Below are 430 nucleotides of genomic sequence, written 5' to 3'. Positions count from 1 at the left end.
GCCACCTGAAAGCCGCAAATTAGGCGATCACCCGTTTGATGCCTTCGCACAAACGGTCGACGTTGGCTTCGCTGATCCCGGCGACGTTGATACGACCTGAGCCAACGATGTAGATGCTCATGTCGTTGCGAAGCTGATCGTATTGGAGATCGGTAAGTTCCGGATTCGCTTCGACGTAATACTTACGGTCGTGAATGCGGATCTCGTCGCGCAGTTTCTCGATATCCGGGCGTTGTATTACAACCAAACGTTGCTCGAAATCGTGCGACGGTTCGAGGGGAGCAATGTTCGCATCGTCGCTCTCTCGATTAACGATGCGACCGAATGTTGTTTCGTTCGGTTCAAAACCCTGACGTTATAAGCTTGCGCCAGGCAACGATTTGCGTTACACCTACCATCGAAAGGAGTCCTTCGATGGCTGGAAAGCGTG

At 52.3% G+C, this 430-nt stretch carries 1 protein-coding gene; it reads right to left on the bottom strand.

What is annotated here, in order from left to right; translation table 11 throughout:
* Positions 1–19 precede the first annotated feature (19 nt).
* On the bottom strand, positions 20–247 hold the full coding sequence (locus AB1L30_RS00045) for a hypothetical protein (protein WP_367011320.1): 228 nt from the start codon (positions 245–247) through the stop codon (positions 20–22).
* Between the last annotated feature and the right edge of the window lie 183 nt (positions 248–430).

Origin of the sequence: Bremerella sp. JC817 (genome assembly GCF_040718835.1) — a bacterium.
GTDB lineage: Bacteria > Planctomycetota > Planctomycetia > Pirellulales > Pirellulaceae > Bremerella.
Note: the sequence above shows the minus strand (reverse complement) of the source record. Positions and strands in the feature narration are given on the sequence as shown.